The sequence below is a fragment of the Micromonospora cremea genome, from assembly GCF_900143515.1.
In the GTDB taxonomy this organism is placed as follows: domain Bacteria; phylum Actinomycetota; class Actinomycetes; order Mycobacteriales; family Micromonosporaceae; genus Micromonospora; species Micromonospora cremea.
Genome location: NZ_FSQT01000001.1, coordinates 1462927 through 1487875, shown reverse-complemented (window position 1 = coordinate 1487875; position 24949 = coordinate 1462927). Strand labels below are relative to the sequence as shown.

Genomic DNA, 24949 nt, shown 5'->3' with positions numbered 1-24949 from the left:
CTCGTGGGGTCAGCCCCTAGCGTCCGGCCCTGGAAGCGTTCCGCCGGTCGGAAAACACCTGGACCGGCCGTCGGGTCAGGGGCAACCCTGAGCCGGCATGGGGGTGCACCCGCAGCGTGAAATCCGCGCCGGATCCCCCCGCGGGCGGACGGGCTGGGCGCGTGCAGCGCCGATGATTGACGTGCCGGACCAGCGGGGGCGGCGCGTATTGGCAGAGACGGAAGAGGTAGATGACGTGACCGCGACGGTAGGCCAGCAGGCGCAGGCCGCGGCCCGGGCGAACGACGTGTGGAAGGTGTACGGCAGCGGCGAGGCGCAGGTCGTCGCGCTACGCGGGGTGAGCGCGGAGTTCGAGCGTGGCCGGTTCACCGCGATCATGGGCCCGTCGGGTTCCGGCAAGTCGACGCTGATGCACTGCCTGGCCGGCCTGGACTCGGTGACCCGGGGGACGGTGGCGATCGGTGAGACGACGGTCACCGGGCTGGGCGACTCCGGGCTGACGAAGCTGCGCCGGGACAAGGTGGGCTTCATCTTCCAGCAGTTCAACCTGCTGCCCACGCTGACCGCGAAGGAGAACATCCTGCTGCCGCTGTCGATCGCCGGGCGCAAGCCGGACCCGGCCTGGTACGACACGGTGATCGACACGGTCGGCCTGCGGGATCGACTGGACCACCGGCCGGCGCAGCTCTCCGGCGGGCAGCAGCAGCGGGTGGCCTGCGCGCGTGCGCTGGTCTCCCGACCCGAGGTGATCTTCGCGGACGAGCCGACCGGCAACCTGGACTCCCGCTCCGGCGCGGAGGTGCTCGGCTTCCTGCGCAACTCGGTGCGCGAGCACGGCCAGACCATCGTGATGGTCACCCACGACCCGACCGCCGCCGCGTACGCCGACCGGGTGGTCTTCCTCGCCGACGGGCAGATCGTCTCGGAGCTGATCGAGCCGACCGCCGACACGGTGCTGGACACCATGAAGAAGCTGGACACCACGGCCGAGGTGGGCAACTGATGTTCCGGGCGACACTGAAAAGTCTGCTGGCCCGCAAGGTCCGGCTGATCCTGTCCGGGCTGGCGGTGGTGCTCGGAGTGATGTTCGTGTCCGGCGCCTTCGTGCTCACCGACACGCTGGGCCGCTCCTTCGACTCGGTCTTCGCCGACGGGTTCTCCGAGATCGACGTGAACGTCGCGGCGAAGCCGAAGGTGGAGGTCAGCGAGGTCGAGGGCGAGCAGACGGCCACTCCGGTGCCCGCCGCCGTGGTGGACCGAGTGAAGCAGGTGCCGGGGGTGGTTTCGGCGACCGGCATCGTCAACGCCGACGGTGCCCGCGTGATCGGCAGCAACGGCAAGGTGGTCACCTCGTTCGGTCCGCCGCAGCTGGGTGAGAACTGGACCGGTGAGAGCGAGCTGCTGCAGCTGCGCGAGGGGCGCGGGCCGCAGGCCGACGACGAGATCGTCGTCAACAAGTCCCTGGCGACGGCGGCGAAGGTGCAGGTCGGCCAGAAGGTCGGCGTGCTCACCGCGTTCGAGTCGAAGAAGCGGGACTTCACGCTGGTGGGCATCCTCGGTTACAGCGGCGACCGGGACTCGATCGGTGGGCTGAACGAGGTCTTCTTCACCACCCCGGTGGCGCAGCGGCTGATGCTCGGCGCGCCGGACGCGTACAGCAGCATCACCGTGCGCGCCGCCGACGGGGTCTCCCACGAGACGCTGCGCGACGACGTGGCCCGCACCCTGGGCGCGGACTACGAGGTGAAGACCGGCGAGCAGGTGGCCGCGGACGCCTCGGCCAGCCTGAAGGAGGGCCTCTCCTTCTTCAACAAGATCCTGCTCGGCTTCGCCGCGGTGGCGCTGCTGGTGGGCACGTTCCTGATCCTGAACACTTTCTCGATCATCGTCGCCCAGCGCACCCGGGAACTGGCGCTGATGCGGGCCATCGGGGCCAGCGGCCGGCAGATCATCGGCTCGGTGGTGCTGGAGGCGATCGCGGTCGGGCTGATCGCCTCGGTGCTCGGCCTGGCGGCCGGCATCGGGGTGGGCGCGCTGCTGGCGTTCCTGTTCGGCAAGCTGGCCGGTGGGCTCACCCTCGCCGGGATCGGTGTGCCGGCGGCCGCGGTGATCGGCTCGTTCGCCGTCGGTCTGGTGATCACCGTGGTGGCGGCGTTGCTGCCGGCGCTGCGGGCGTCCCGGATCCCACCGATCGCCGCCATGCAGGACGTGGCCACTCCGGACCGGCCACTGACCAAGGTCACCATCGCCGGGTCGGTGATCACCGGCATCGGCGCGGTGCTGCTCTTCCTCGGGCTCAGCGGCAACGCCCGTGGCCAGACGCTGCCCACCATCCTGGGCGGGGTGCTGTTCGCCTTCATCGGCGTGGCGCTGCTGACGCCGCTGATCAGTCGGCCGGTGGTGAGCCTGCTCGGGGCGATCTTCTCCTGGTCGGTGCCGGGCAAGCTGGGCCGGCTGAACTCGGGCCGCAACCCGCGCCGTACCGCGATCACCGCCGCGGCGCTGATGGTCGGCATCGCGTTGGTCACCGGCGTCACGGTGATCCTCGACTCGGCCAAGGGCAGCATCAGCGCTCTCGCCGAGGACACCATCAAGGCCGAGCTGGTGATCTCCGGCGTGCAGGGCGGCCCGCGACCGCCGTCCTTCGACCCGGGTGTGCTGGACCGGGCCAAGGCACTGCCCGGCGTGCAGATGGTCGACGGCGAGTACGGCGACATGGCGAAGCTCAACGGCGAGAGCACCTGGGTCGCGGCGAGCAGCGACGTCGCGTCGCTGCGGCAGATCTTCGGTGCCAAGCCCACCGCCGGTGACATCGACCGGCTCGCGCCGACCGAGATGCTGGTCAGCTCGGACACCGCCACCTCCCGCGGGCTGTCGGTGGGCTCGACGGTGAACGTGCAGCTGACCCGGGGCGAGGCGCGGACGTACACGGTCAGCGGCATCTACGAGTCGTCCCAGCTGACCAACCCGGTGGTGCTGCCGGTGACGGCGGCGAAGGACTTCGCCATCCCGCAGCCCATCCAGGGCTTCATCCAGTTGGCCCCCGGCACTCGGGTCGCCGACGTGCAGCCGCAGGTGGAGACGCTGCTGGCGGACAGCCCCGAGGTGTCGGTGGCCGACCGGGAAGCGTTCATCAAGCAGCAGACCAGTCAGCTCGACGGGCTGCTCACGATGATCCAGATCCTGTTGGCGCTCGCCATCGTGATCGCCGTGCTGGGCATCATCAACACCTTGGCGCTGTCGGTGCTGGAGCGGACCCGCGAGTTGGGTCTGCTGCGGGCGATCGGTCTGCGCCGCGGGCAGACCATGGGCATGATCACCGTGGAGGCGGTGGTGATCTCCGTGTTCGGCGCGCTGCTCGGCGTGGTGGTCGGCACCGGCCTCGGCGCAGCGGTGGTCGAGGCGCTCAAGGACGAGGGGATCACCGACCTGATCCTGCCGTGGGGGCAGATGGGTGTCTTCCTCGGTCTCGCCGCGATCATCGGGGTGGTGGCCGCGGTGCTCCCGGCGATCCGGGCGGCCCGGATCAACGTCCTGGGCGCGATCGCCCACGACTGACCGGTCACCACGAGACCCCGGCGCCGCGAGTGGTGCCGGGGTCTCGTGCCATCTGCCTGGCCGAATCGTCCTCTGGCGCCGACGCCGAGCTGCCAGGATGGCCGTGCCGGCGCGGAACGGCGGTGGCGCCAAAGGGGTGACATGACCGATCAGGATGCCTACCAGCGGGCACTGGACAACGCCGAGCGGCTGCTCGGTCAGCCGCTCGTACTGCCCCTCGGCGACGGTGAGCCGCCGGTGGGGCAGGACTTCCGCCGCCTCGCCACCGTGCAGACCTTCGGCGAGGCATGGCCCCGGGAGGGGTTGGACCTGCACAGCCGCTGCCTCGTCTCGGTGGCGATCGCCGCCGCCCTCGGCACCCACGAGCCGCTGCGCGGCCAGCTGCGCATCGCCCTGCAGTCGGGGGTGACCAAGGAGGAGATCGTCGAGGTGTTCATCCACCTGGCCGCGTACGCGGGGGCCGCCCGGGCGTTCGACGGCTACCAGGTGGTCGCGGCGGTCTTCGCCGAGCGCCCCTGACCCGCGCCGGTTCCGGTCAGCCGGTCGCGCCGGCCCGGTCGACCAGCAGCGCGGCGAGCAGCTCCAGGTCCGCGCCGGTGAGGCTCTCCAACTGGTGTACGCCGGGCCTGCTCGGCAGCGGCTCCGCGGGTACGGCCAGCACCGCCGCGCCGGCGGCGAGCGCGCTGGCCACCCCGGTCGGCGAGTCCTCGATCGCCACGCAGCGGCCGATCGGCACGTCCAGCAGCCGGGCCGCGGTCAGGTACGGCTCCGGGTGCGGCTTGGCCGCGACCACCTCGTCGCCGCAGACCACCGCGTCGAAGCTGTCCCGGCCGAGGGTGTCCAGGGCGATCTCGACCAGTGGTCGGCCGCTGGAGGTGACCAGGGCGGTGGGGATGCCCGCCGCCCGGACCGCGCGCAGCAGGGCGAGCGCTCCGGGACGCCAGCGCAGCCCGGTGCGGAACAGCTCCAGGATCCGGACGTTGATCCACGCCGCGCTGGCCTCCGGGTCCCGTTCGGGCTGGCCCAGGTCGTCGTGCAGGATGCGCATCGAGTCGGCCATGCTGGTGCCGACGATCGACCGGCGGGCGGCGTCGGAGAGCTCGCCGCCGTACTCCCGCGCGAGTTCCTGCAGTGCGACGTCCCACAGCTTCTCGCTGTCGACCAGAGTGCCGTCCATGTCGAAGAGAACGGCGGCGGGGTGATGGCTGCTCAGCGGATCCTCCAGGGTCGTGGCCGACACCGGCGATCCTGCCAGGGCTGGCCGCCGCCGGTGGCGGCGGCGGGCGCCGGGGTGACGCGGGCAACCCGCTCAGCCCAGGTCGCAGGCCTCCAGGGAGCGCTCGTAGCCGCGGAAGAACGACTCGGTGCGCTGCCCGGCGGTGCCGTGCGAACCCTCGGCGAACCACGGCTGGTCCGGGTCGTCGCCGACCGCCGCCACCCCCTCCCGGAACTCCTCCAGGTCACCCTCGGCCAGACTCAGGTCGCGCGAGCGCACCGAGTCGCCGAGGTACGCCCCGGCCATGCAGTCGGCCTGCAACTCCTGCTGGATGGTGAAGCTGTAGTTGATGCCGAGCCGCACCTGGATGCCGTGGGCGTACTCGTGACCGAGCAGGTAGAACACGAACGCGTCGCCGACCTGGCGGAACGCCGCCACCGACCAGGCAATGTCGTAGGCGATGAAGTCGCCCTGGGAGCAGTAGACCGCGTTGTTGCGCGGCAGCGGCTGGCCACCGCAGGACACTTCGCCCGCCCGCTGGTACGGGGCGATCCGCCGGATCGGCTGGAAGCGCTGCCCGGACGCCTTGAACTGGGCCGCCCAGTACCGCTCGGCGACTGCCTGGGCGTCGGCGACGTCCTGCTCGAACTCGGCCACGCTGGTGGTGCCGTCGGCCCGGGTGGTGCTCGGCCCCGGCGAGGCCGCCGACCGGCTCGGCGCCGGGCCCTCACCCTCCGGCTCGGCCAGCCCACCGCCGGCACACGCGACCGACACCAGCGCGGCGATCAGCAGGCCCGCCAGTGGACCCCGGGCATCGCGTCCTGATCGTGCCGCCACTGTGCCTCCCCTGGCGTCCGTGCTGAGCTAGGCAGTACCCCGACGACACGGCCGCCATGCCCACCACCTCATTCACGCGCGTGGCCACCGGATGGTTCACGGCTCAGGCGCGGTTCACGGAGTCGGCGTCGAACGGCCACAATGGGCCGGGGCGGATGTCGCCGTCCGGTGAGGAGGGTCGTCTTGCACGTGCTGGGCAGCCGCCGGCGCAGCCAGCCGGCCCCGCCGCACATCGTGTGGCGCTCGCTGCGCGACCCGTACGAGGCCGGCAGCCGGCCGTGGCTGGAGCTGCGCGACGACGAGGTGGCGCCCCGGGTGATGGCGGGTTACGCGCCGGTGCTGCTGATCTGGTCGTCGCTCTGGCCGCACCGGCCCCTCGACCGGATCCGCTTCGACCTGGCTCCCGCGTCGCCCGGCCGGGACTGCGCGCTGCGCTGGACGCTCACCACCGACGGGGAACTGCCGGGCGAGAGCACCCTCGGATACCTGCGACACCGGCTCAACTACCTGATCAACAACCGGCTGCGACTCTCCTACGGGCAGTGACCGGTCAACCTGTGCTGTCGCGGCCACGCTGCCACAGGTCGCCCTGGTCGGCGTGCCTCTCGGCCTCGTACCGGTGCTGGATGGCCCGGGCGTCCCGCCCGGCGGCATCGTCGTCGGCGGAGCGCAACCGGGCCCGGTCACGCCACACCACCACCCCGAACGCCGCACCCCCCGCCGCGGCGAAGACCCCAACCACCACCCACACCGTCGTCATCCCGCCACGTTAACCACCCCCCACCACAACACCGTCCCCCACGCCCACGCCCACGCCCGCGCTCCGCGCCGTCCGCGCCCCGCGCTCCCGCCGGTGATCATGAAGTTATTGCCGAGTGGCGCGGCGTGTCGTGACAACAACTTCATGATCGACGCGCGGTGTGCGGTGCGCGGTGCGGTGCGGGGGTGGGTGGGGTTGGGGGTCGTAGCGTGTCCGGGTGGGGGGGAATGGCTTCGACGTCTCTGGTGAAGCGGCGCCGTCGCGGCGCCGGAACAGGAGGGACCACCGTGAAGTACATGATCCTGCTCTACGGCTCGCAGCAGGACTACGACGTGCTGATCGGCCGGGCGACCGACCGGCCGGCCATGTCGGCCGAGCAGATCGCGGCCATGCACAAGCACATGGAGACGTACCACCAGGCGCTCGCCGAGTCCGGGGAACTGGTCGACGCCCGGGGGCTCAGCGAGCCGGTGCACGCCCGCCGCGTGCAGGTGCGCGACGGCGCGCCGGTGGTCACCGACGGCCCGTACCCGGAGACGCAGGAGGTGCTGGCCGGCTACACCATCGTGGAGTGCGCCAGCTTCGACCGGGCCACCGAGATCGCCGCCGGCCTGGTCGACCCGGACGCCCCCGGCGGGTACGTGGACGTGCGGCCGGTTCTGGACGGCGTCGAGGACCTGGCTGGCTGAGCGATGCCGGCCAGCACTCCACCGGTCGAGGACCTGCTGCGTGCGCTGGCGCCGCAGGTCCTCGGCGCGCTGGTGCGTCGCTACGGGCACTTCGACACCGCCGAGGACGCCGTCCAGGAGGCGCTGATCGCCGCGGCGAGCGGCTGGCCACGCGACGGCGTACCGGAGAATCCCCGGGGCTGGTTGATCACCGTCGCGTCCCGCCGGCTGACCGACCTGCTGCGCAGCGAGCAGGCCCGGATGCGGCGGGAGGACGCCGTGGCGCGGTGGGTGCTGCCCGAGCAGCGGCAGGCGTCCGCCGCCGACCGGCCACCGGCGGACGCCGACGACACACTCATCCTGCTGTTCCTGTGCTGCCACCCCGCGCTCTCGCCGGCCTCGCAGATCGCGCTCACACTGCGCGCGGTGGGCGGGTTGAGCACCGCCGAGGTGGCCCGGGCCTTCCTGGTGCCGGAGGCGACGATGACCCGGCGGATCAGCCGGGGCAAACAGCGGATCCGGGCCAGCGGGCTGCGGTTCGCGCCGCCCACCGCCCCGGAGCGCGCCGACCGGCTCGCCGCCGTGCTGCACGTGCTGTACCTGATATTCACCGAGGGGTACGCGCGCACCGCCGGCTCCGGCCTGCTGCGCGGCGACCTGACCGCCGAGGCGATCCGGCTGACCCGGTTGGTGCACCGCCTGCTGCCGGACGATCCCGAGGTGACTGGACTCCTCGCGCTGATGCTGCTCACCGGCGCCCGCGCCCCGGCCCGGATCGGCCCGCACGGCGAGCTGGTGCCGATGGCCGAGCAGGACCGCGGCCGGTGGCGCGTCGACCAGATCGCCGAAGGGGTCGCCCTGATCACCGCGGCGCTACCGCGCGGGGTTGTCGGGCCGTACCAGCTCCAGGCGGCCATCGCGGCCGTGCACGACGAGGCGCCCAGCGCGGCGGCCACCGACTGGGCACAGATCACCGCCCTGTACGAGGTGCTGCTGGGTATCTCCGACAACCCGGTCGTGGCGCTCAACCACGCGGTGGCCGTGGCGATGAGCCGGGGCGCGCCGGCCGGGCTGGCACTGCTCGCCGAGCTGGCCGACGACACCCGGCTGGCCGACGACCCCCGCCTACCGGCCGCCCGCGCCCACCTGTGGGAACTGCTCGGGGAACGGGTCGCGGCGCGCGAGGCGTACCGGATGGCGGCGGCATGGTCAACGAACCTGGCGCAGCAGCGCTACCTGAACGCCCGCGCGGACCGGCTGGCGGACGACGCACCGCCGGTCGGGAAAGGAAGGGCCCCTTCTTAACGCCTGGCGTCAACAAGGGGCCCTTCCTTCACGCACGGGTCAGGGACTGGCGGCCAGGAAGACGAACGCGGCCAGCAACACCAGGTGTACGCCGCCCTGCAACACGTTGGCCCGGCCCGGCACCACGGTCAGCACCGCGGTCACCGCGGTGAGCGCGAGCAGCGCGAGCTGGGTGCCGCCGAGGCCCAGCAGCAGCGGGCCGTCCAACCAGATCGAGGCGATCGCGATCGCCGGGATGGTCAGGCCGATGCTGGCCATCGCCGAGCCGAGCGCGAGATTCAGGCTGATCTGCACCCGGTCTCGGCGGGCGGCGCGGGCGGCGGCCAGGGTTTCCGGCAGCAGCACCAGCAGCGCGATGATCACGCCGACGAACGCGTGGGGCAGGTTCGCCGCCGCAACCCCGGCCTCGATGGTCGGGGAGACGGTTTTGGCGTCGCCGACCACCGCGACCAGCGCGACCAGCAGCAGTCCCAGGCTGACCAGCGCCGCACGGGTGGTCGGCGGCTTCGCGTGCTCCTCCGCGTCTATCACCCGGCCCTGGCTGTCGACCGGTAGGAAGTAGTCGCGGTGCCGGCCGGTCTGCACCAGCACGAACAGCCCGTACAGCGCCAGCGACGCGACGGCGGCGAACACGAGCTGGGCCGGGCTGAACTCCGGACCCGGCCGGGCCGTGGTGAACGTCGGAATGACCAGGCTCAGGGTGGCCAGGGTGATCACGGTGGCCAACGCCCCGCCGGTGCCCTCCGGGTTGAACACCGCCACCCGCCGGCGCAGCGCTCCGAGCAGCAGGGACAGGCCGAGTATCCCGTTACAGGTGATCATGACCGCGGCGAAAACGGTGTCCCGCGCGAGCGACTGGGTCTTCTCCGGGCCGCTTACCATCAGCGTGACGATCAGGGCGACCTCGATCACGGTGACCGCGACGGCGAGCACCAGCGACCCGTACGGCTCACCGACCCGGTGGGCGACCACCTCGGCGTGGTGCACCGCCGCGAGCACCGCGCCACCCAGCAACGCCGCCACCACCACGACGACGGGCGCGGGTAACTCCCGCCCCCATGTCACGAGCAGCACCAGCACGGCGAGCACGGGTACGGCGACGGTCCAGTCGGTCACTCGGGAGCGAAGCAGGGCGGCCACGCCGTAAAGACTGCCAGGTCGGGTGATCATGTGCCCACCATCGACGCAGCCGTTTGGGGCGACCGATCCTGCCCACCACCGTCGAGCGTCATGATCTCCGAGCGCATCGACGCCACCCACAGCCGGCCGTAACGAGAAGTCCGCCCAGGGCTTCCTGCTCGCGCGGAACCGTAACTCATCGGTTACGCTTCGGGGGTGAACGAGGTGGCCACCGCGATCGCGGACCCGGTACGGCGGCGCATCCTGACCATGCTGCGCGACGAGCCGCTGGCCGCGGGCGAGATCGCCCAGCGGTTCGCGATCAGCCGACCCGCGATCAGCCGACATCTACGGGTGTTGCGCGAGAGCGGGCTGGTCCGCGACGACCTGGTCGGCCGGAAGCGGATCTACCGCCTCGATCCCGGTCCGCTCGCCGAACTGGTCGACTGGCTCGCCGGGCTGGTCACCGCCGACCGGTGGGAGCGGCACCTCGACGCGTTGGAGACCGAGGTCTACCGAACCCGCCGGGACCGCCGCAGCGGCGGCCCGGCGGAGTACCGAAGGGAGCACACGGCATGACCCGTACACCCGCCGGACGACTGTTTCGCACCGCCACCGGCCACGATCTCGTCCTCACCCGGACGTTCCGTGCCCCGGCGGCGGACGTGTGGGCCAGCCTGACCGAACCGGAGCGCACGGCCCGCTGGTTCGGCCCGTGGGAGGGCGACGCCGCGCCCGGCCGGACCATCCGGGTGCAGATGGCGTACGAGGAGCAGCAGCCCTGGTGCGACGTCCACATCGACGCCTGCGAACCGCAGCGGCGACTCGCCGTATCGATGAAAGACAGCTACGGCACCTGGCTGCTGGAGATGGAGCTGTCCGAGGCGGACGGCACGACCGAGCTGCGGTTCGTCCAGCACCTCACCAGCGTGGAGGGCATCGCCGAGGTGGGCGCCGGCTGGGAGTACTACCTGGACATGCTCGTCGCCTCCCGGGACGGCTCGCCCCGGCCCGAGTTCGACGACTATCACCCCGCGATGCAGCCGTACTACCAGGCACTCGCCCGGGAGACCCCCGACTCCGCCCAGCCCGCCTGAGGTCCTGGCGAACCTCGCGACGTGACGCCGCGCGCCAGCGCGCCTCAGCTGAGCGAGGAGAGTGTCCGCCACTGCGGACGATCAATGGAAAGGAGGCGAACCCACTCCCTGCCACTTCTAACGTATAGCGCACCGGGGGGCTTGCGGCAAGACCCGGGTGATGCCGCAGAATCGCCGACCGAGGCCAGGACCTGCGGAAATCCGGAGTACCCGGTTGCCCGCGACCTCAGATCGGAGCCGATGCGTGAGCCCCCTGACCACCAGTGTCTTTGACCTTCCCGACCATCTCTCCCCCAAGGCCGACCCGGCGCTGGTCGCCCGCGACGAGCGGCACTTCGCGGCCCTCGCGGAGAGCCTCGAGGAGTTGTTCGCCGAGCTGTCCGACCGTCTCGACGCCGCGCGCAGGGCGCCCGGCGGCAAGGGCCGGCAGGCGGTGGACCGGGACATGGACGTCCGCCGGCTGACTGCTCGCCTACGCGCACTGCGCCGCTTCGGTCTGGACCTGTGCATCGGACGCATGGTCAGTGCCGACAACCCCGAGCCGGTGTACGTCGGACGACGTGGCCTCACGGACAGCACGGGTCGTCGGCTGTTGCTCGACTGGCGCTCCCCCGCGGCTGAACCGTTCTTCGGCGCGACCCACGGCAACCCGATGGGTCTGGCGAGCCGCCGCAGGTATCGCTGGACCCGCGCCCGGATCAGCGACTACTGGGACGAGGTGTTCACCCCGGACGGGTTGGAGGGGCACGCCGCGCTCGACGACCAGTCCGCCTTCATCGCCAGCCTGGGCGGCAGCCGGTCGACCCGGATGCGGGACGTGCTCGGCACCATCCAGGCCGACCAGGACGCCATCATCCGAGCGGGGTCCCGGGGCGCTCTCGTCGTCGACGGCGGCCCGGGTACGGGCAAGACGGTCGTCGCTCTGCACCGCACCGCCTACCTCCTCTACTCGGACCCTCGCCTCGGTCAACGCCGCGGCGGCGTGCTGTTCGTCGGTCCGCACCAGCCCTACCTGGCCTACGTCGGCGACGTCCTGCCCAGCCTCGGCGAGCAGGACGTGCAGACCTGCACTCTGCGGGACCTCGTGCCCGAGGGCGCCGCGGCGACCATCGAGACCGACCCGGACGTGGCCCGCCTGAAGTCGTCCGCGGACCTGGTGAACGCGATCGAGGCGGCCGTCAGGTTCTACGAGGAGCCGCCGCCCGGGCCGATGACGGTCACGGCCGGCGACACCGACATCAGGCTGAACGCCGACGACTGGGCCGAGGCGTTCCGGGCGCCGGGACCGGGCACCCCGCACAACGAGGCCCGTGACGAGATCTGGGAGGAACTGCTCACGATCCTGATGGACAAGTACGACGGCGATGAGCCGGACGACCTGGTCCGCAGGTCACTGCTGCAGAACCGGGAACTGCTCACGACGATCAACCGCGCCTGGCCGTTGCTCGACGCCACCGACCTCGTCGGAGACCTGTGGTCCGTGCCGGCCTACCTGCGCAGGTGCGCGCCCTGGCTCACCCCGGACGAGGTCCGGAAGCTCCAGCGCGGCGAGGCCCGGGCCTGGACGGTGTCCGACCTTCCGCTCCTGGACGCGGCACGGCAACGGCTCGGCGACCCGGAGGCGTCACGGCGCAACCGCCAGCACGACGCCGCGGTCGCCGTTGAACGGGAGCGCAGGGCCACGGTCATCGACGAGCTGATTGAGGCCCACACCTATGACGACGGTGAAGGTGTGCTGTCGAGCCTGCGCCAACTGGATCTCCAGGACGCCCTGGTCGACGAGGCCGCACTGCCCAGCGCCGAGCCGGACCGGCTCGCCGGCCCGTTCGCGCACATCGTCGTGGACGAGGCTCAGGAACTGACCGACGCGGAGTGGCAGATGTTGCTGCTCCGCTGCCCGTCCCGGAGCTTCACCATCGTCGGCGACCGCGCCCAGGCACGGCACGGGTTCACCGAGTCGTGGCAGGAACGGCTCGAGCGGATCGGGCTCGACCGGGTCAACCTGGCCTCCCTGAGCATCAACTACCGGACGCCGAAGGAGGTCATGGCGGAAGCCGAGCCGGTCATCCGGGCCGCGCTCCCCGATGCCAACGTGCCGACGTCCATCCGCAGCAGCGACGTCCCCGTCGTACACGGATCTGCCTCGGACCTGAGCTCGATCCTCGACACCTGGCTCGCCGCGCACGCCGACGGCATCGCCTGCGTCATCGGTGATCCCACCGTCCCGACGACGTCCCGCGTCCGGTCGCTGACCCCGGAGCTGTCGAAGGGGCTCGAGTTCGACCTGGTCGTCCTCGTCGACCCAGAGGCGTTCGGCAGCGGCATCGATGGAGCGGTCGACCGCTATGTCGCGATGACCCGCGCGACCCAGCAACTCGTCATCCTCACGAGCGCCACGCCCTAAGGACGACGGAGCGTCTCCTCGTACAGCGCCGCGAACTCGGCGGTCAACGCCGGCAACGGGAAGTGCGCGTTCAGGCCACTGGGGTTGGGCAGCACCCAGACCCGGGCTAGGCCCAGCCGATCCGGCTGCGGGCCCAGCCCGGCCCGGGGCCGGGCAAAGGCGATCCGGTACGCGGTCACCCCGAGGATGGCCACCCACCGCGGCCGGTGCCGCTCGGCCTTCACCGCCAACCCCGCCACCCCGGCCACCAGCTCCGTCGACGTCAGCTCGTCGGCGCGGGCGGTGGCCCGGTTGCTCAGGCTGGTGATCCCGACGCCCTGCCGCAGCAGCTCGTCGCGTTCCCACGGGTGCAGCTCCCGGTCGGTGAAGCCGGAGCGGTGCAGGGCCGGCCAGAAGCGGCTGCCCCGTCGGGCGAAGTGCTCTCCCACGGCGGCGGAGTAGAGACCCGGGTTGAAGCCGCAGAACAGCACCCGCAGGCCGGGACCGATCACATCCACCAGTCCCCGGCCGGCCGCCGCCGCCACCTCCTGCGGGGTCGGCCGCCGGACGTGCCCCCGCTCGCCCGTGTCCACCCCACCGATCCTGCCGTACGGCCCGCCGCCCGATCACGGCTTCCGGCGCGCGGGGCGGCCCGGACGTGCGCCCTCGATCACGACTTGACACCCTCAACGGATGCAGTCAATCGACCACCTCGCCACCAGCCGCTACGCCCGAATGCGCTGGAACACTCCACTGTCCGAGGAGCACGCGTCGCTGCTGCTTCAGCGGCTCGACGTCCGCCCCGGCTCGCGCGTGCTCGACCTCGGCTGCGGCTGGGGCGAGCTGCTGCTCAGAGCGGTCGCCGCGGGCGGTGTCGCCGGACCGGTCGCGACGAGGGGCGTCGGCGTCGACACCGACGACGCCGCGCTGGCCCGGGGACGGAGGCTGGCCGCAGGCCGGTCACTGAACCGGCACGTCGCGTTCGTGATGGGGGAAGCTGCGGCCTGGCAGGAGCCGGCCGACCGGGTCCTGTGCATCGGCTCCGCGCACGCCTTCGGCGGCACCGGTGCAGCCCTCGACGCGCTCGCCGCCGTGGTCCGGCCGGGTGGACGGCTGCTGTTCGGCGAGGGGTACTGGGACCGTCCCCCCAGCAGGGAGGCGGAGCAGATCTTCGGGGCGGAGGTCACCGATCTGCCAGGCCTCATCGAGGCGGCGCGCGAGCGCGGTTGGCGGGTCCTGCACCTGAGCACCGCCGACCAACGGGAGTGGGACGACTTCGAGTCCACCTGGCTCGCCGGCCGGCAGGAGTGGCTGCTGACGTACCCGGAGGACCCCCGTGCGGCGGAGGTCCGCGCGGAACTCGACGACCGGCTGCACCAGTACCTCACGGTCTATCGCGGAGTCCTCGGCCTCACGTACCTCGTCCTCGGTCGCTGACGGCCCGTCCTTGACCTCGGTGGCTACGGTGAGCGCGGTGAGCGGTCGACCTCGCGACCCCCGGGCAACCCGCGACGCACGCCCCGCTCTGCCGTGGCGAATCCTCATCGTGTTCGCCGGCACCGTGCTGGTGTGGCTGTTCGTCTACCACGGTGCCCTGCTCGGCCGTGACTACGACCGTCCGACCCATGTCGCCAGGGCCATCCTCACGACGCTGCTCGTCGTACCCCTGGTGGTGGTTGCCCGCCGGCTGCTCGACCGGCGGCCCTGGACCGGTCTCGGGTTGCCCTCCCTGCGCACCGGATGGCGGCCCCTGCTGCTCGGCATGGCCTGCTGGCTCGTGCCCGCCGCCCTGGGGTTCGCGCTCTGCCTCGGCTTCGGTTGGGTCGAGATCAGCCCGCGCACTTCCGCCGCGGACGCCCTTCGGGTGGCGGCACTCCTGGTCGTGCTCGTCCTGCTCTACGAGGCGCTGCCGGAGGAACTCGTCTTCCGCGGCTACCTGCAACGCAACCTCGCCACCCGGTTGCCGGCCTGGCAGGCCGTCATCGGGCAGGCCGTGTTGTTCACCCTGTTCGGGTTCCTCGTCGGCGCCGCCACCTCCGCCGACCGACTGCTCCTCTTCTTCGTTTTCGCTCTCTTCCTCGGTGCCTTCCGCGTCGCCACCGGTGACATCTGGGCGGGCATCGGCTTCCACCTCGCCTTCCAGACCGTCGCCCAGTTGTTCGGAGACGTGGGCGCCGTCTTCGACGTGGTCGGAGCTGACGTCCTGGGGCTCGTCGCGCTGGGCGGCGTGCCGTTCGCTCTCGGCTGGATGGCCGTGGAACGTCTGCACCGGGGCCGCCTGAACTGGCAGGCCCTGGAACCGGATCCGATCCGTACTTGACAAGCAGCGGTCTCCAGAGTGGACGATTCGGCGTGCGAATTCTCGTGGTGGGTGGAAGTGGTCTGATCGGCGCCCATGTCGTGGACGTGCTGCGCGAGCGAGGTCATGCCGCGACGACGGTGGCGCGTACCGCCCGCCCCGGTGTTGATCATCTGATCGATGTCGGGTCTGCGTCGGTCGACGAGCTGCGGTCGTTGGTCGCCGGTCATGACGGGGTGGTGTACGCGACCCGCACGGACGAGCAGCGACCGCTACGCAAGCCGATCTATCCGACGTTCCGCCGAGACAACGTCGAGCCGGTGGTGAACCTGTTCACGGCCGGCCGCCTGGAAGGTCTCACGCGCGGTGTGGTCATGGGCTCGTATTACACCTACTTCGACCGGCTGCGTCCGCAGTGGCGGCTCGCGGCCCGCCACACGTACATCCGATGCCGGGTGGAGCGGGCCCGGGAGGGACGGGCGGCCGCCGGCCCGGATCTGCCGGTTGCCGTGCTCGAGTTGCCCTTCGTCTTCGGCCGGGCCGGCGACCGGCTACCGAACTGGTCCGGTCCGCTGGACCGTTGGGCACGGTCACGGACACCGCTGGCCGTCCCGGCCGGCGGGACCGCGGCGGCCTCGGCGCGCAGCGTGGCCGAGGTCGCGGTGGACGCTCTCGAACAGGCCCGCGGTGAGGACATTCCGGTCGCTGACGAGAACCTCACGTGGAACGACATGATCGCGCGCATCGCCGAGGCGGTCGGCCGACGTCGCCGGGTCGCCCGCCTGCCGGCCGGCGCGGTCAAGGCCTCCCTACGACTCGGCGGCGCGCTGCAGGCCCTGAGCCGCAAGGAGTCGGGCGTCAACCCGGCCCACCTCGCCGACCTCCTGCTCGCCGAGTTGTTCATCGAGCCGACGACCGGCCGATCACTGGACCCGGCGCTCCGCGAAACCTTCGCCGACACAGCGACTCCGTAGCGACGAGTGCCGATACTCAGGGCCTTTCCGAAGGCGAGGGGTCTGCCGTCTGGGACTACCGCTCGGCGATGTCGACGAACTCGTGCACCAGCGGTGAACGGTTGCCCTCCCCAGGTCCTTCTGGTGGTTCTCCTTCTTCGGTGGCGATGGCTGGGCTCAGGCGCGATTCCTAGAACCTGCCTCTGGCCGTCACCGCCGCTGCGGCGCCCGTACCGATCCGCTCGGCCAGCTCGACGATGACTCCCTCGGGCCGCGTATGTCGCAGAGCCGATCGAGGTCTTCGTAGTCCTGGACTTTCGGACTGTGTTCATGCCCGGCCGCTGGAGTTTGTCGACGATGGCCGACCGGGCATACCCATCCGCCAGACGGACGGGACGCCGGGAATACACTGCCCTCCCATGTCATCCGAGCAAGTCACCGTCGACCCGGTCGAACTCAGCTACACCCTCACCAAGGACGACTGGCTCGACGGCTTCATCGCCCACCGGCGCCATGTCCGGCGTCCCTGGCTGGTCCCGGTACTGATCGTCGCCGCGCTCGTCGGGCTCCTCCCTGGGCTCATCTCCTCCGACGGATCCCGGGCCATGTCGGCGGCTGACGTCGCAGCCCTCGCCGCGGTGGCTCTCGTCGGCATCGGGCTCGGCCTGCTGCTGTTTCGGCTCCTGGTCGCCGCCCGCTGGATCTATCGCTGGCAGGTACACCTGCTCATGCGCGGGAATCCCTGGCTGTCCGAGCCCATCCAAGCCGCCGTGGATGACACCGGGTTACGTCTCACCAGCGCAAGCCGGAGCGAAACAGCCGCGTGGTCCCAATACCTGCGGTATGTCGAGACGGAACGGTCGTTCGTTCTGCGCGCGTCTGAGCGGCTTGGTGCGGCGGTACTCGTGCTGCCCAAGCGCGGCCTGGTGACCGGCGATCCCGCGCGGCTACGGTCGTTGCTCGAGACCCACTGCCACCGGCGCGCTTGATTACCAGCCCAGCGCCGTTCAGGAACACCCGCGCACCTGGGCGGCTCCACCCGAGGACATCCACGAGCCAGACTGAGCAGTTCATGCTTCAGCGGCCCTCTGGACCACCCGAGGTGAAGGTCAAAACACCTGCCGCCGTCAGTTGGCGTTGTATTGATGCCCCTGCGGGGCGCGGCATCCGAACTGGACGAGACACGCTTTGACCTGGACCGGGACTAGTCATGGTTAGCATTAGTTGCCACCACCGGCCTACGTTGGACTGACATGATCGCTGGAGTCACGTCGCGCGCGCGACTCGCGGCAGGACGGACGTCTCGGCGAGCCGCGGCGCCGCATGTCGCCGACCCAATCGGGACGTGAATCGTCCGCAACCGCCCGTACCATGGCCAGCATGGCCATCGCTCGCTCCCCCAGCATCGTCATCGACTGCCCCGATCCTGGTGCGCTCGCGAGGTTCTACGGCGCGATGCTGGATTGGAAGGTCGACGTCTCCTCCGACTGGGCCGAGGTTCGCGCGGAGTACGGTCAGTGCATCTCCTTTCAGCAGGTAAATGGGTACACGCCGCCGGTGTGGCCAACCCAGGAGCCGCCCCAGCAGATGCACCTCGATGTGATCGTTGACGACCTCGATGCCGCCGAGGCGGCCGTGCTCGATCTTGGCGCCACCAAACACTCGCACCAGCCCGGTACGTCCTTCCGGGTCTTCCTCGACCCGGCAGGTCACCCCTTCTGCCTCTGCGTGAACTGATCCGGACGGCCGATCCTCAATATCGGTATCAGGACCTGGATGGCACTCCGCCCTCTGTAGCACCGGCCGACGCTTGGCCAAGGTGGACGAGCTAATCCGAACCCGCGTCAACGGATGAAAGGAACTCACCGGCCTCGACCGTCGCCCGTCCGTGTAACGCGGGTCGCTCGATCCAGCCCGAGGCAGCACGTCCGCGGTCACCGCCGCTGCCGCATGTCAGAATGCACCCAAACCTGGAGCAGAGCTGGCAGAACGGGCGAGCCGATGACGACGAGCAGGACGGCCGAGCTGGTGCGGAAAGCCGCGGATCCGCAGCGGGCCACGTTCCTGGAACTCTTCTTCGATCTGGTGTTTGTCCTCGCGCTCGCTCAGCTCTCGCGCGGCCTGGCCGAGGATCTCGGGTGGAGCGGCGCCTTCCGGACGTTGGTGCTGTTGGGGGCCTTGTGGTGGGTCTGGTCCAGCACCGCGTGGCTAACCGACCGGACGGACCCGCAACGACCGGTAATCCAGGCGCTGGTCATCGCGACCATGGTCGGCAGCCTGGTGATGGCGGCCGCGGTACCCGAGGCATTCGGCCAGACGGGCCTGATCTTCGCGGGCGCCTACGTCGCCGTCCAGCTCGGCCGCGGGCTCGTCCTCATGGCCGTTCTGCGTGGTCACCAGCTGCAGCGCAACGCCGTGCGCGGGCTGTTCTGGTAAGGCCTGTCGACGCTGCCGTGGATCGCGGGGGCGCTCGTGCACGGTACGGCGCGTGGCGCGTTGTGGGCACTCGCGGTGGTCCTTGACCACACGGCAGGCAGAATCGGCTTCCCCACCCCGGGGGCGGGCCGTTTGCCCGGTCAAGACCTTGTGATCTCGGGCGAGCACCTGGCCGAGCGCTACCGACAGTTCTTCATCATCGCGCTCGGCGAGCTGATCCTGGTTACCGGACTGGCGCTGAGCAGCAGCGGTTTCGCGCCGGGCGGGGTCGCCGCGTTCGCAGTGTCGATGGCGACCACCGTGCTGCTGTGGCGAATCTACATCTACCGCGCCGGGCAGGTCCTGGCGGAAGCGATTGCCGTGTCTGCCGACCCGGTCCGCCTCGCCGGATCGGCGTCATACGCCCACCTGGCCATGGTGGCCGGCGTGGTCGCTGTGGCCGTCGGCGACGAACTTGTCATCGCCCATCCGTTCGGGCACACCCCACCGGCCTGGATCGCCGTCATCCTCGGCGGACCCGCGCTGTACCTGGTCGGGCGCGCCCGCTTCGAGCACGCGGTATTCGGCCGCGTGTCCCGGTCCCGACCGATCGGCGTCCTTGCGCTGGCCGCCCTGACGCCGGCGATGCTCCCGCTGCCGCCAGTCGTGGTCGCCGCCGCTGCTGCCCTCGTCCTGACCGGGATCGCCATATCCGACGCGGCCCGCGCCCGCAGACGCCCGTCCGAGCCGCCGTCACCACCCGGCTAGTGCCCTGACCACAAACGTTGGCCGGGTTGGGTGACACACCGGGCCGGGTCCGCTGCGTGGACCCGGGGCCGGTCAAGGCTGTGTAGGTGGCAGAACCCGTTCGAGTACGCCGATTGAGCGATCCAGAAGGCCAGAAGCTGCAACGCCTCGTGCGTCGCGGGACCGGTTCAGCGGTCCGGCTGCGCCGGGCGATGGTCGTGCTGGCCTCCGCCGGCGGCAACAGCGTGCCGGTCATCGCCCGGCTGGTCCAAGCCGACGAGGACTCCGTCCGTGGTGTCATTCACCGGTTCAACGAGATGGGAATGCCCAGCCTGGACCCTCAGTGGGCGGGTGGCCGTCCCCGCCAGATCAGTCCTGACGACGAGCAGTTCATCGTCTCGACGGCCAACACCCGCCCGACCAAACTCCGGCGCCCATTCACCCGCTGGAGTATCCGCAAACTCGCCGAGTACCTGGCCACCAACCCCGACCGGAGCGTCCTGGTGGGCCGCGAACGACTGCGGCAACTCCTGCGCAAACACGAGATCACCTTCCAGCGCACGAAGACGTGGAAGGAGTCGAACGACCCGCAACGTGAGGCGAAACTGGCCCGCATCGAGCACGTCATGCACCACTTCCCGCACCGGGTGTTCGCGTTCGACGAGTTCGGGCCGCTGGCGATCCGACCGCAGGCCGGGTCCGGATGGCAGCGCAAAAACCATCCGGACCGGCTGCCTGCGAACTACCACAAACTGCACGGCGTCCGGCAGTTCCACGGCTGCTACTCCGTCGGTGACGACACCATGTTCGGCGTCATCCACCAGCAGAAATCCGCGGCCAACACCCTCGCCGCCCTGAAATCGATCCGCGCGAAACGGCCGGACGGCGCCCCGATCTACGTCATCCTCGACAATCTGTCCGCGCACAAAGGCGCCGCCATCCGGCAGTGGGCGACCCGGAACAAGGTCGAGCTCTGCTTCACCCCGACCTACGCATCCTGGGCCAACCCGATCGAGGCCCACTTCGGCCCGCTGCGCACCTTCGTCATCGCCGGATCCGACCACCAAAACCACGTCGCCCTCGGTCGCCACCTGCATCAATACCTACGCTGGCGCAACGCCAACGCCCGCCACCCCGACGTCCTGACCGCTCAACGCCGCGAACGCGCACGCGTCCGCAGCGAACGACAACACCGCTGGGGCCACCCCGCAGCCAAGGCCGCCTAACCAACCCGGCGAACGTTTGTGGTCAGGGCACTAGCCGGAGGTGTCATTGTTGAAGGTCTGCTCTGCGTGAAGCAGTACCGCAGTGCAGCCCTTCGTCGCCTTGGGCGGCAGAGGCTCGTGCGCCGAAGAGGCATGCTTCGGTAACCCTCAGACAAGCTTGCAGTGCAGGTCAGGGCACTTGCCCCGACTATTTGGCGTTGTATTGATCAACGGCGGGGGCGTAGTCGATCAAAGCGGACTGTTTACCTCGTGAGCTGCTGTTACGCCTGGCATTGATGGTCAGCGTTGGGTGCTGCGGGTTCCCCTCTGACGGCCTGGAAACGGCATGATCTTGGTTCCGCCGTGCGCCGCGTGTCGTCGAAATACCGACCGCCGTAAGAGGTCCTAACAAAATGATCTCTAGGCCTTTCGTCCCTTGTGGAGGGTGATCTACGATGTCGTGCCGTGAGGCGTGGCGAGCAGCCGCCGTGGATCGTGCCGGACGGGCTGTGGCAGCGCATCGAGCCGCTGCTGCCCAAGCCCGAGCGCAACCCTCGGCACCCGGGACGCAAGCGGATCCCGGACCGGCAGGTGCTGTGCGGGATCTTGTTCGTGCTGCACACCGGCATCCAGTGGGAGTTCCTGCCCCAACAACTGGGGTTCGGGTCCGGAATGACCTGCTGGCGGCGGCTGGAGGAGTGGAACCGGGCCGGGGTGTGGCAGCGCCTGCACGAACTGCTGCTGGCCGAACTGCAGGCAGCCGGCAAGCTCGACTGGTCCCGCGCCGTGATCGACTCCTCCCATGTGCGGGCCGCCCGACGTGGCCCAAAAGCGGCCCGAGCCCGGTCGACCGCGCCCGCCCGGGCTCGAAGCACCACGTCCTGACCGAGGGCGCCGGCATCCCCCTGGCCGTGTCGCTGACCGGCGGCAACCGCCACGACGTCACCGAACTGCTCCCGCTGATCGACAAGATCCCGCCGGTACGAAGCCGCCGCGGCCGACCGCGTCGCCGCCCCGACCAACTCTTCGGCGACCGCGCCTACGACCACGACAAGTACCGCCGGGCAGTACGGGCCAAGGGCATCCGCCCGCGCATCGCCCGCCGCGGCCAACCCCACGGCTCCGGTCTGGGAACGGTCCGGTGGGTCATCGAGCGCACGATCGCCTGGTACCACGGCATGAAACGGCTACGCATCCGATGGGAACGCCGCGACGACATCCACGAAGCCTTCCTCGCCCTGGCCACCTGCATCATCACGTACCGACACGTCGTACGACTTTGTTAGGACCTCTAAGTCCGAGCTGCCAGCGAATCCGGCGTACAGGTTTACTCGCCCGTCGCCCGCCAGGTCAGCCGCCGTCACATGGTGGCTGACCTGGTGTTTCTTCGGGTTTTAATGGTCGTCGATGGTTAGCTTTTGTCGGCCTCTAACGGCCCCGCGACGGCCCAGGGACGGCCCGATGAGGTGTCGGCTTTAGTCGGTCCTGTTTACGAACAGCAGCGCATACGTTACTGATCGCACATGAAGATCCTTCGCCGGTACTGGGGCCTTGTCGCGTTGGCCTTGCTGCTCACCGCCTGGTGGACGACCCAGGTGGGTCCTGGAGTGCTGTACCTGCTGTCGGGTGCGGTCGTGCTCTGGTCGCTCTTCCAAGCGCCTGCCTGGTGTGGAGCCGCGACCCGAAGCCGCGGTGGCTTCTGCCGGAACAACTCGCGGGGGCTGCTGCTCGGTTACGCCTCCGCGATCGGCCTGCTTAGAAGTCGCACAGATAGGCAGGGACCATGACGGCGAACACCTCGTCCACGCCGCCGCACTCCCGGCGGAGATTTCTTTCGACCTCGGCCGCCGCGATGGGGCGCAGCGGCCGCTGGATCCCTCGGCCTGCTCCCCACCCAGTCGGCTGCGGCAGCCGAAGCAGGCCCCGCCGCGGATGGCCGGCAGGCGGCAGCACGAACGGCCTCGGCAGCGTCTCGCAGGCACGTACGGGGCCGGGATGCGCTCCCAATGGCGGTACGCCACGCGCGTCCGGTAACCCGTCGAGCCGGGCCCCGTGCACCTCGTAGATCGTCACCGCCGTGACCACCCGGTAGACCGGGTAGCCAGCCTGGCCGTAGCGCTTCGCCTTGACATTGAGATCTTGGATCGTGGTTTCATCGGCGACCTCGACCACGAGCAGCACATTTGATGCATGTCACTCCGCCAGGTGCTTGTAGCGTGGACCGTAACGAAGCAGCGCTGTCCCGCCTGCTGGACCGCAACCGAACCACTCGTCACCGGCAGCGGGCCACGGACCCTCGCGACGGAAATCCGGCCAGCACCACCTCCGGATCCTCCGCGACGTGGCCCAATCGGGGGTAACGTCCGGCGGTAGGAACAGCGGCGGCAGTAGCCGCTCCCGCTCCTCGATCACAGGGGCATTGATCCGGTCTTGGTGACTGATGGCCGGCGGGAGCCCGGGTGGCCCGGGGCCAGGACCAAAGGGTTCCCGCCGTCGGGACAGAACACCGCAGACAGGACGGACAAGGAGTGGGTACGATGGACGTCAATCTTGAGGTGGTCACGATCCCGGTCTCGGATGTCGACAGGGCGCTGGAGTTCTACCGGGATCGCCTGGGCTGGCGACTGGACGCAGACATCAAGGTCGGCGACGACGTCCGCGTCGTGCAACTGACCCCGACTGGTGACGGCCATACGTCCATCGCGTTCGGCAAAGGCCTGCCGACAGCCGCTGCACCGGGGTCGATGCGGCACCTAGAGCTAGTGACCTCCGACGTCGTGGCCACACGGGAGGAGCTGGCCCAGCGGGGCGTCGACGTCACCGAGGTCTACCACGGCCCCGGCAGCCCTTTCTGGCCCGAGACGCGCCAACCCGGCCCCGACCCCGAACGTCAGAGCTACAACTCGTACGCCTCATTCCAGGACCCGGACGGAAACGGCTGGACGCTGCAGGAGGTCACTACCCGCATGCCGGGTCGCGAGGTCCGTTCGTGACATTACAAGCCGCGTCGTTGCTACACCACCTACCGCCTGCCTCACACATGTCGATTTCGCCACGCCCAACGCCGACGCCAAGTGACGTTGGAGTACTAAAGTTCTCAGCCGGACCGATGCATGTTCTCTGAGTCTCCGTCGGCGTTCGCGTCCCAGGGCACTACGTCTGCATCCGGACCGACCGAGACGGGGTCCGGTGCCCATTGCTTAGGCGGGACGGTCCGGGCATTTGTAATGGCCCTCGCGAACTGCCCTCTACTTATCCCGAGCGCGTTACTTAAGTCGGTGCCGCAGAAGATCGTGCCTTCTAGGTCGGCGTTGGTGAAGTCCGCACCGTCTAAATTGGCGGCCGGGATGGTAAGTCTGCCCTCGATCGGGTCTCCGTCTCGGCGCTCTCCAAAGTCCGCACCTCGGAGATCGGCGTAGGCGAAGTCGGCACCAGAGAGATCGGCTCCGCAAAACCAAGCTTGAACCCGGCTTCTGACGAAATGCGTCCCGCTGCCCTCTACGCGCAGAAACCCACCTGCCGTTACCTGAGTCCAGGAGAAGCCGGCGTTTGTCAAATCAGCTTCCGAGAACCCGGCACCGTTCAGTTTGCAGTAGTTGAATTGAGCTCTTGGCCAACTGCTTCCGAACAGCTTGGCCTGGTTGAATCCACAGCCTTGTAGACGTATCCCGTCAGGGATGGGAGAATGCCAACGACCCAGGACCGTCAAGGCGGCTTGAACGTCAGCGTTGATGGGATCCTCTAGGGGGACACGCCCATAGCGCCCCGGCTCGCTCGTTCGCTCGCTCACGAAGGCAATCAACACCGCGCATATCGTGTCGCTATCCGCTTGTGAGTCCCGAGCTAAGCGCTCCAGTGCGAACACTCCGCCCACCCGGACATCGATCGCCTCGTTGCCTAGAAGTTCGATTGCCTTTGCATAGCGCTCGGTTATCTGGCCTTCGTGATTCAACTTTAGGGTGCGGGAGGTGAAGTAAAGCCCGATAGCAAGAACGATTCCAGCGATAGCTTGGAGCAGCGTGACTCGGACGTTGTTTTTGGCGTCCAGCAGATCTTTGGCGCTGATGGTCCTATTGGTTCTTGTGAGAACTTCTGGCAAGAGCCATACTGCCATCGTCAAAGCGGTTGCAGCTACCGCGAGGAATGCTGCCGGCGACAACAGCCTGCGGGAATGGCGGGCATAGCGAACAAGCGTAGCGATAGCCCCCGCTACTCGCCGATCGATCTGCATGAGTGAACTCTACAGCCGTCTTTCAAGTGGTCGGTGCCAGCACATGCTTCCATGCGGCGTGGCTGGCCCACCCTGGCGTTCCGGCGGCCGGTCCGCATCTGGTCCGCAGCACGGAGCCGAGGGTCAACCAGTACGTCGGGCACGCATCGGGCACGC

23 protein-coding genes and 2 pseudogenes are annotated in these 24949 nt (G+C 69.8%); 18 read left to right on the top strand and 7 right to left on the bottom strand.

Translation table 11 applies throughout. The features are described from left to right. The first annotated feature begins 235 nt into the window (after positions 1–235). The 3 genes from BUS84_RS06710 to BUS84_RS06700 all read left to right on the top strand — a co-directional run bounded on the left by BUS84_RS06710 (position 236) and on the right by BUS84_RS06700 (position 4077). Positions 236–1003, top strand: a complete 768-nt coding sequence (locus BUS84_RS06710; RefSeq protein ID WP_074309693.1) for an ABC transporter ATP-binding protein — start codon at positions 236–238, stop codon at positions 1001–1003. Continuing rightward, positions 1003–3558: an ABC transporter permease gene (locus BUS84_RS06705; RefSeq protein ID WP_074309691.1), complete on the top strand. Its 2556-nt coding sequence runs from the start codon at positions 1003–1005 to the stop codon at positions 3556–3558. Before BUS84_RS06710 ends, BUS84_RS06705 begins: the two co-directional genes overlap by 1 nt. Before the next feature lie 141 nt (positions 3559–3699). Then, complete coding sequence (locus BUS84_RS06700) at positions 3700–4077, top strand: carboxymuconolactone decarboxylase family protein (RefSeq protein WP_074309686.1); 378 nt, start codon at positions 3700–3702, stop codon at positions 4075–4077. 16 nt (positions 4078–4093) lie between these two features. Here the strand turns inward: BUS84_RS06700 and BUS84_RS06695 are convergent, their stop codons facing one another. Then, complete coding sequence (locus BUS84_RS06695; protein ID WP_280175127.1) at positions 4094–4783, bottom strand: HAD family hydrolase; 690 nt, start codon at positions 4781–4783, stop codon at positions 4094–4096. 84 nt (positions 4784–4867) lie between these two features. Further along, the gene (locus BUS84_RS06690; RefSeq protein WP_074309685.1) at positions 4868–5611 is read right to left on the bottom strand and encodes a neutral zinc metallopeptidase; all 744 of its coding nucleotides are present in this window, start codon (positions 5609–5611) and stop codon (positions 4868–4870) included. Between the two features lie 168 nt (positions 5612–5779). Between BUS84_RS06690 and BUS84_RS06685 the strand changes: the two genes are divergently transcribed. Then, a complete protein-coding gene (locus BUS84_RS06685) occupies positions 5780–6157 on the top strand; it encodes a hypothetical protein (RefSeq protein ID WP_244298407.1) in 378 nt (125 codons plus the stop codon). Positions 6158–6161: 4 nt separating this feature from the next. Here the strand turns inward: BUS84_RS06685 and BUS84_RS06680 are convergent, their stop codons facing one another. Next, the gene (locus tag BUS84_RS06680; RefSeq protein WP_074309682.1) at positions 6162–6371 is read right to left on the bottom strand and encodes a hypothetical protein; all 210 of its coding nucleotides are present in this window, start codon (positions 6369–6371) and stop codon (positions 6162–6164) included. 296 nt (positions 6372–6667) lie between these two features. Between BUS84_RS06680 and BUS84_RS06675 the strand changes: the two genes are divergently transcribed. Both BUS84_RS06675 and BUS84_RS06670 read left to right on the top strand, forming a co-directional pair. After that, positions 6668–7060, top strand: coding sequence for a YciI family protein (locus BUS84_RS06675; protein WP_244298546.1), 393 nt, complete (start codon positions 6668–6670; stop codon positions 7058–7060). Positions 7061–7063: 3 nt separating this feature from the next. Next, positions 7064–8344 (top strand): RNA polymerase sigma factor, encoded by a 1281-nt coding sequence (locus tag BUS84_RS06670; RefSeq protein WP_074309678.1) that lies wholly within the window; start codon positions 7064–7066, stop codon positions 8342–8344. 39 nt (positions 8345–8383) lie between these two features. Here BUS84_RS06670 and BUS84_RS06665 read toward each other — a convergent pair whose 3' ends face one another. After that, positions 8384–9514, bottom strand: coding sequence for a calcium:cation antiporter (locus BUS84_RS06665; protein ID WP_208869535.1), 1131 nt, complete (start codon positions 9512–9514; stop codon positions 8384–8386). Between the two features lie 165 nt (positions 9515–9679). On the opposite strand from BUS84_RS06665, the gene BUS84_RS06660 reads away from it, so the two are divergent. The 3 genes from BUS84_RS06660 to helR all read left to right on the top strand — a co-directional run bounded on the left by BUS84_RS06660 (position 9680) and on the right by helR (position 12964). Continuing rightward, positions 9680–10042, top strand: a complete 363-nt coding sequence (locus BUS84_RS06660; RefSeq protein WP_074309676.1) for a metalloregulator ArsR/SmtB family transcription factor — start codon at positions 9680–9682, stop codon at positions 10040–10042. Then, positions 10039–10560 (top strand): SRPBCC family protein, encoded by a 522-nt coding sequence (locus BUS84_RS06655; protein ID WP_074309673.1) that lies wholly within the window; start codon positions 10039–10041, stop codon positions 10558–10560. The genes BUS84_RS06660 and BUS84_RS06655 overlap by 4 nt, the downstream gene beginning before the upstream one ends. 253 nt (positions 10561–10813) lie before the next feature. Further along, entirely contained in the window at positions 10814–12964 is a 2151-nt protein-coding gene (gene helR, locus BUS84_RS06650) for an RNA polymerase recycling motor ATPase HelR (RefSeq protein WP_208869633.1), read from the top strand. Here the strand turns inward: helR and mug are convergent. After that, positions 12961–13536 carry a G/U mismatch-specific DNA glycosylase gene (gene mug / locus BUS84_RS06645; protein ID WP_143728259.1) on the bottom strand — a complete coding sequence of 192 codons (576 nt, stop codon included), beginning with the start codon at positions 13534–13536 and terminating at the stop codon, positions 12961–12963. The two genes, helR and mug, sit on opposite strands and share 4 nt — an antisense overlap. A gap of 100 nt (positions 13537–13636) precedes the next feature. Here mug and BUS84_RS06640 point away from each other — a divergent pair, with 100 nt between their 5' ends. The 8 genes and pseudogenes from BUS84_RS06640 to BUS84_RS36560 all read left to right on the top strand — a co-directional run bounded on the left by BUS84_RS06640 (position 13637) and on the right by BUS84_RS36560 (position 21848). Next, a complete protein-coding gene (locus tag BUS84_RS06640) occupies positions 13637–14380 on the top strand; it encodes an SAM-dependent methyltransferase (protein ID WP_074309664.1) in 744 nt (247 codons plus the stop codon). Between the two features lie 37 nt (positions 14381–14417). Beyond that, complete coding sequence (locus tag BUS84_RS06635) at positions 14418–15263, top strand: CPBP family intramembrane glutamic endopeptidase (protein ID WP_143728258.1); 846 nt, start codon at positions 14418–14420, stop codon at positions 15261–15263. A gap of 32 nt (positions 15264–15295) precedes the next feature. Continuing rightward, the gene (locus tag BUS84_RS06630; protein ID WP_074309662.1) at positions 15296–16216 is read left to right on the top strand and encodes an NAD-dependent epimerase/dehydratase family protein; all 921 of its coding nucleotides are present in this window, start codon (positions 15296–15298) and stop codon (positions 16214–16216) included. A gap of 398 nt (positions 16217–16614) precedes the next feature. After that, a complete protein-coding gene (locus BUS84_RS06625; RefSeq protein WP_074309660.1) occupies positions 16615–17184 on the top strand; it encodes a YcxB family protein in 570 nt (189 codons plus the stop codon). Positions 17185–17575: 391 nt separating this feature from the next. Further along, the gene (locus tag BUS84_RS06620; RefSeq protein WP_074312222.1) at positions 17576–17932 is read left to right on the top strand and encodes a VOC family protein; all 357 of its coding nucleotides are present in this window, start codon (positions 17576–17578) and stop codon (positions 17930–17932) included. A gap of 114 nt (positions 17933–18046) precedes the next feature. After that, positions 18047–19378, top strand: a pseudogene (locus BUS84_RS06615) (low temperature requirement protein A). Between the two features lie 86 nt (positions 19379–19464). After that, entirely contained in the window at positions 19465–20583 is a 1119-nt protein-coding gene (locus BUS84_RS06610; RefSeq protein WP_074308194.1) for an IS630 family transposase, read from the top strand. 417 nt (positions 20584–21000) lie between these two features. After that, positions 21001–21848, top strand: a pseudogene (locus BUS84_RS36560) (IS5 family transposase). A gap of 469 nt (positions 21849–22317) precedes the next feature. Here BUS84_RS36560 and BUS84_RS06595 read toward each other — a convergent pair. Next, complete coding sequence (locus BUS84_RS06595; RefSeq protein WP_074309656.1) at positions 22318–22743, bottom strand: hypothetical protein; 426 nt, start codon at positions 22741–22743, stop codon at positions 22318–22320. A 356-nt stretch (positions 22744–23099) separates the two neighbouring features. Here BUS84_RS06595 and BUS84_RS06590 point away from each other — a divergent pair, with 356 nt between their 5' ends. Beyond that, complete coding sequence (locus tag BUS84_RS06590; RefSeq protein WP_074312218.1) at positions 23100–23555, top strand: VOC family protein; 456 nt, start codon at positions 23100–23102, stop codon at positions 23553–23555. Positions 23556–23659: 104 nt separating this feature from the next. Here BUS84_RS06590 and BUS84_RS06585 read toward each other — a convergent pair whose 3' ends face one another. Next, a complete protein-coding gene (locus BUS84_RS06585) occupies positions 23660–24793 on the bottom strand; it encodes a pentapeptide repeat-containing protein (RefSeq protein ID WP_084757261.1) in 1134 nt (377 codons plus the stop codon). Between the last annotated feature and the right edge of the window lie 156 nt (positions 24794–24949).